This window comes from Aliibacillus thermotolerans (assembly GCF_027853235.1).
Taxonomy (GTDB): domain Bacteria; phylum Bacillota; class Bacilli; order Bacillales; family Marinococcaceae; genus Aliibacillus; species Aliibacillus thermotolerans.
The window spans coordinates 1-5,975 of the sequence record NZ_WKJG01000067.1; the positions used below are offsets into that span (position 1 = coordinate 1).

At 34.9% G+C, this 5,975-nt stretch carries 7 protein-coding genes and 1 pseudogene; 6 read left to right on the forward strand and 2 right to left on the reverse strand.

Annotated features, from left to right (window positions below):
- Positions 1–372: 372 nt before the first annotated feature.
- Positions 373–612: a hypothetical protein gene (locus tag GJS40_RS10925; protein WP_062351078.1), complete on the reverse strand. Its 240-nt coding sequence runs from the start codon at positions 610–612 to the stop codon at positions 373–375.
- Positions 613–744: 132 nt separating this feature from the next.
- On the opposite strand from GJS40_RS10925, the pseudogene GJS40_RS10930 reads away from it, so the two are divergent.
- The 6 genes and pseudogenes from GJS40_RS10930 to GJS40_RS10955 all read left to right on the forward strand — a co-directional run bounded on the left by GJS40_RS10930 (position 745) and on the right by GJS40_RS10955 (position 5,777).
- Positions 745–1,459 (forward strand): annotated as a pseudogene (locus tag GJS40_RS10930) (response regulator).
- Positions 1,434–2,435 carry a histidine kinase dimerization/phospho-acceptor domain-containing protein gene (locus GJS40_RS10935; RefSeq protein ID WP_270897895.1) on the forward strand — a complete coding sequence of 334 codons (1,002 nt, stop codon included), beginning with the start codon at positions 1,434–1,436 and terminating at the stop codon, positions 2,433–2,435. The pseudogene GJS40_RS10930 and the gene GJS40_RS10935 overlap by 26 nt, the downstream one beginning before the upstream one ends.
- Positions 2,436–2,494: 59 nt before the next feature.
- Positions 2,495–2,818: a sensor histidine kinase gene (locus GJS40_RS10940; RefSeq protein WP_270897896.1), complete on the forward strand. Its 324-nt coding sequence runs from the start codon at positions 2,495–2,497 to the stop codon at positions 2,816–2,818.
- Positions 2,819–2,873: 55 nt separating this feature from the next.
- A complete protein-coding gene (locus GJS40_RS10945; protein WP_270897897.1) occupies positions 2,874–4,346 on the forward strand; it encodes a multicopper oxidase family protein in 1,473 nt (490 codons plus the stop codon).
- Positions 4,347–4,630: 284 nt separating this feature from the next.
- Positions 4,631–5,191, forward strand: coding sequence for a hypothetical protein (locus GJS40_RS10950; RefSeq protein WP_188383800.1), 561 nt, complete (start codon positions 4,631–4,633; stop codon positions 5,189–5,191).
- A gap of 61 nt (positions 5,192–5,252) precedes the next feature.
- Positions 5,253–5,777, forward strand: coding sequence for a spore coat protein (locus tag GJS40_RS10955; protein WP_062351093.1), 525 nt, complete (start codon positions 5,253–5,255; stop codon positions 5,775–5,777).
- Positions 5,778–5,791: 14 nt separating this feature from the next.
- On the opposite strand, the gene GJS40_RS10960 is transcribed toward GJS40_RS10955, so the two are convergent.
- A partial coding sequence (locus GJS40_RS10960) for a hypothetical protein (RefSeq protein ID WP_270897898.1) occupies positions 5,792–5,975 on the reverse strand: 184 nt, incomplete at its 5' end.

Here is a 5,975-nt window from a genome sequence, read left to right on the forward strand (position 1 = left end):
TTTTGTGCTAGTGCTTCGATTAAATCTGTAGTAAGATGAATCATAGGGAAGACCTCTTTTCTGTGAATTTTGTCGGCTAACTTTATTCTACAGAAAGGGTCTTCCTTTTTCTATGAACATTATTTAGTGCATTTCTATTTACACAAAATATTTTACACTCTCTTTATGATTGTACATAATTGTTACATTGGGGTTGACCATTTTAGTCACTCCTTTCTCCAAGATAACAATTAATCCTTATGATAATTTTTTAATGCTAATTTGGTGGCATAATATACAACGATACCGATAGCTAGAAGGTTAAGGATCCATCCTAGTAAACCGTAACCCATCATGCCCATCATCCCCATCATATGGGATCACCTCTCTAAACTAGATATTATTCATCATATCACGGAATCCGGTATTGTTTTGCATCATACCGTTTTCACCGTGACAGTTGTTAAACATTTCTTCTTGCTGTTCTGGTGATAAATTAGGATGCATTTCTTCAATATAAGGTTTCATTTCTTCAAAGTTGAAAAATCCATTACCATTTGATTCAGCTGCAACAAAAGTTGCACTTCCTAATAGGACGGCTCCAGTTAATATACCTATTACTAATTTTTTCATTTATAACATCTCCTTTTCTTAACTAAATCATACCTCTTATAAATGTAGAATTTGTGGTGAACTTATGTAGAAGTTGTGAAGATTATCATTTTCATTTTAATTGATGATACTATATGAAAGAGGTGGTTTAACATGACTAAAATTCTTATTGTTGACGATGAAGATATGATTCTTGAAGTGTTAGAAGCATACTTTGAAAAAGAGGGATGGGAAACCATTCCTGCCTCTAATGGAATAGAAGCATTAAAAAAATAAAAGAAAATAATCCAGATATTATTATTTTAGATCTTATGTTGCCAGATATTTCAGGTGAAGAGGTATGTAGATTAACGAGAAAAGAAAGTGATGTTCCTATCATTATGTTAACAGCAAAATCGACAGAAGACGATTTAATTAATGGAATCGTTATTGGGGCAGATGACTATGTTACAAAACCTTTTAGTCCAAGAGAAGTCGTAATAAGGGCAAAGGCTATTTTACGTAGGTTAAGAAGAGTAAATAGTGGAAACCATTTATCGTTCAATGAAGGAAAGCTAACAGTAGATCTTTTAAAAAAGGAGATGACATTGAATAACCAAATCATACCACTAACTCCTATCGAATATAAGCTATTAATAGCTATGGCAAGCTACCCCGGACGAGTTTACAGTCGTTTGGATTTACTGGAAAAAATTCAGGATGATGGATCTTATTTTGAAGGATATGAACGAAGTGTTGATACACATATAAAAATCTTCGGAAAAAGATTGAAACAGATTCTCGCCACCCAGAATTTATTTTAACTGTTTTTGGGATGGGATATAAGTTTGGAGGAGCGTCTGATGCGTCGATTGACACTTCGTTCTAAAATCCTTTTTTACCTATTAGTTGTGTCACTTTTTGGTATTTTTCTTACTAGTTTCTCTATACTATGGGGATTCGAAGATCAATTTAACGAATATTTACAAATTAATAGAGAGGAAAGAAGTAAGCTTATAGAAGATGAAGCAATTAATTCTTATAAAGAAACAGGGAAACTTATTGATAACCAATTAATAAATTTAATGCATCAACAAGCTATGACAGACAATTTATTTTATAGAATTACTGATGAAGAAGGACAGGTAATAGCAGATACAACGATGATGCTCGGAATGATGAATAGGATGGGAATGCATTCTGATTCGGACATCGATATGAAAACGGAATACCGAAAAAATACTTATGATTTAACATTTGATGAAAGATATGTAGGCAATATGGAAGTTTATTATCCAGAGGAAATGATAGGGGAAGACATTGCTTTTTTAAATACAATTAAATCGAATATTTATCTTGCTATTATTGTTACAGTTGTTTTAGCGTGCGTGTTTAGCCTATTGTTTTCTAAACGCCTAACAACTGGGTATCGAAAGTTATCAAAAGCTATTCAAGAATTACAAGACCATAAATGGCGAACTCGTGTACCAGTTAAGGAATTGTCAGATGAAATGAAGCCACTTGGTGAATCGTTTAATCGACTTGCTGAATCGTTATCAAAGGAAGAGATACTTCGTAAACAGTTTACTGCTGATTTTGCTCATGAAATACGAACCCCACTTGCGACATTAAGAAGTCAAATGGAAGCTTTTCAAGATGGGATATTTGAACCAACGCCAAAAAGGTTGCAGCAAAGTCATGATGAATTGATGCGTTTAGTACGTCTAGTGGGCGAACTGGAAGAGTTACTTGCCGCTGAAAATCCACAAATAAAACTAAACAAAAGCAATATAGATGTAGGATATTTATTACGTTTATTAGATGGGCAATTTACCCCAGCCTTTCAGGAAAAAGCGTTTCATTAAATATTCAAAAGCCAACTAAAGAATATTGGTTACATGCGGATCAGGATCGTGTTTTACAAGTGTTAACGAATATAATTAATAATGCCCTTCAGTATACCCCTGAAGGGAATAGCGTATATGTTAAGATAGTGGATTCTAATGGTTATGTTGGATTTTGTGTTCAAGATGAAGGGATTGGGATTAAAGAGGATGATCTACCCTATCTATTTGAACGATTTTACCGAGGGGACAAATCAAGAGACAGAAAAACAGGTGGAATAGGTATTGGATTGTCTATTGTCAAGGCATTAATGGATGCACACCGTGGAAAAATTCAAATCGGCAGTAAATGGAAGGAAGGAACGGAAATTACAGTTTTCTTCCCAAAGCATGAGACTTTATGAATAGATAAGAATCTGAATGGCTGGGTAACATCTTCACTCACGAGGAGGAAAAAGTATGAAGAAATATTTAGGTATTAGTTTGGCTGGATTAGTAATTATTTTCGGAGGGTATTACCTCTTTTTTATACAAGGTTCGGGTATATCGGGATTTCCAATACATCCAATCAATGAATCAGATAATGGGTATTCCTTTAATAAAACGGATATAGCTGGAAATTCATCTTTACCCATCCCACCATTGTTAGAGGATAAAAATCCAGATCCAGATAAAGCTGAATTCCATATAACTGCCCAAAATGCAACAAAGGAATTTATTTCAGGAGTAGAAACAGAAACGATGGGGTATAATGGAAATTATTTAGGCCCTGTCATTAGGGTTCGAAATGGGGAAGACGTGTCCGTACAGGTAGAAAATAATTTAGAAGATGAAATTACGACAATTCATTGGCACGGCCTAGAAGTGGATGGAGACGCAGATGGAGGCCCACATTCAGGAATTCAACCGGGAGAGTCTTGGACACCGGAATTTACGATAGATCAGCCTGCAGCTACGCTGTGGTATCACCCTCACCCAGAAAAAAATACCGGGAGGCAAGTATATAAGGGATTAGCGGGATTATTTTTCATTGAAGATGAAGTTTCTGACTCTCTGGATATTCCAAAAGAATATGGGGTGAATGATGTTCCACTTATCATTCAGGACAAACAATTTAATGAAAATGGAAGTTTTCAATATGAACTAGGAATGCATGATGTGATGAACGGGTTACAAGGAGGCACAATGCTAGTCAACGGGGCTGTAGATCCGTATTTGGAAGTTCCAAAAGGCATGATGAGGCTACGGTTATTAAATGGATCGAATGCAAGTGTGTATGAACTCCATTTTAGTAATAACCAAACCTTTTATCAAATTGCAAGTGACGGTGGTTTTCTTGAAAATCCAATAGAAATGGACGAGCTTATTCTAGGTCCAGCCGAGAGGGCAGAAATCCTAGTTGATTTTTCAAATTTTAAGGATGGAGATACAATTCAATTATCGAATAAAGGGTCAGAGTTTATGAAGTTTGTTGTAAACGGTGAAAGTGAATCCAACTATGCCATTCCAGAACAATTAACTACCATTGAGAAGATTGATCCTGATGAAGCAGTAAGAACTAGAGAATTTGTTTTTCAAGGAATGGGGCCTATGGTCAACATTAATGGAAAACAAATGGATATGAATCGAATCGACGAATTTGTGGATATACATGAAACAGAAATATGGGAAGTTTCCAATGAGAGTGGAATGGGAATGATGGGAGGGACTGTTCATCCCTTCCATGCGCATGGTGTCCAATTTCAAATAATTGATCGTGATGGAAATCCACCGCCACTTAATGAAACTGGATGGAAGGATACGTTTATTGTGTATCCGGGAGAAAAAGTTAGGGCTATTGCTACATTTAATCATTCTGGTGTATTTATGTATCATTGTCATATACTTGAACATGAAGATGCAGGAATGATGGGACAATTTAAAGTGGAATAAAAAGTGGAAGCTTAAATATTATATAAATAATCTATATGAGCATTTCGGAAATATACTCATTATAATCAAAAAATACGGTGACATAATTCACCGTATTTTTTGGTTAAGCGGAAATTCAAATAGATAATAGCTTAGATGAAGGAACGGAGGTTTCGATTATTTTTACGATAACTCTCTTGTACTGTTATCAGTAAATATAAAAATAAACCCTATATGGGTATATCATAATGCGGGTTAACAGTGAATACAATAAAAGTGGACAAACTAAGATTGGGGTTGAAATAATGTCAATTTCATTATTTTTTATACTTTTGTTGTGTGCCACCCAAGTTATAACAACCATTATCTATGTAGTGCATTACCGAAATTGGGTAACAAAAATGAATGGAATGATGATATCCATGTCATTAGGGATGTCGGCAGGAATTCTAATGGGAACTATTTTAGGGGTCATCTTTCATGGTGATTTATTTAAATCAACCATTTACGCTATAATAATTGGATTGGTTGTTGGTTTTTTAGCAGGATTACCTATAGGTCTTCCTGCTGTCATTGATGGCATACTCTCCGGACTAATGGGGGGGATGATGGGAGCCATGCTAGGAGATATGGTAGCAATGACTAGGCCGAATGCGATCATTAATATTATAGCTGTGTTGATAACAATGGTTTTGTTACTTGTTTTATATGCAGCTGAAGAATCAATTCGTAAACAAGCCAACCAACAAATTCTTTCCTTTTTTAAATATCCATTCTTAATGATTTTTACCATTGTAATATTATTTTTGGTATTGAATTACATTGATCCACTTGATTTTCACTTTCTAGATAAGAGTGGGCATTAATAACAGATTTTCATTAAACAGCATATATTAAAGGGAATTTATTTAATGAAAGGTGAGTTATATGTCAACTTTACCATCTGTAGACCTTGGCTTAATGGCCGAACATTTGTCTACACACGAAGGAATGATAAATAAGTTAAAAGTCTATCATATTAATACTACAAATCCAGATTTGAAAAGTATTATTGCTCTCCAGATAAATGTCATGATGTCGCATGTTAGGGTAATGTTATCTTTAATTAATCCTGATAATAATGAGTATGTTGAAGTTCCAGATTTAAATATGTATGATGTAAGCAATCAAAGAGCAGATGGTACGGGAGTTAATAAATACAACGATAAATGGATTGCATTAGAAGCACATGCTGGTGCCAAATTGATGTCAAATGAAAATTATACTTCTGCTTTATTAATGAAAGATAGAAATGTTAGAAATGCGCATGTGGAAATGGCTTTGCAACAGTTAGAAATTCAAAAAAGATATTCTGATTTTATCAATCGTATGGGTTGGTCATTTGTTCCCCATGCAGATGCTCAGGAACAGGTAAAAACCTATCAACATTTTCAACACTTGTTAAATAATTAAATACGGAAAAAGTATTAATCATAACTACAAACTAATAAAAACGGTGACACAAGTTCACCGTTTTTATATTTAGTGCGCCCAGCATGGGTTATAACTTGGTGGTGAAAGTCCACTACAGGCTTGGCAGTAGGAACTGTTAGCTGAAGGCAAGGGTGTCCGTGGTGACGCGGAATCTGAAGGAAGCTGGAGGCAAATTCC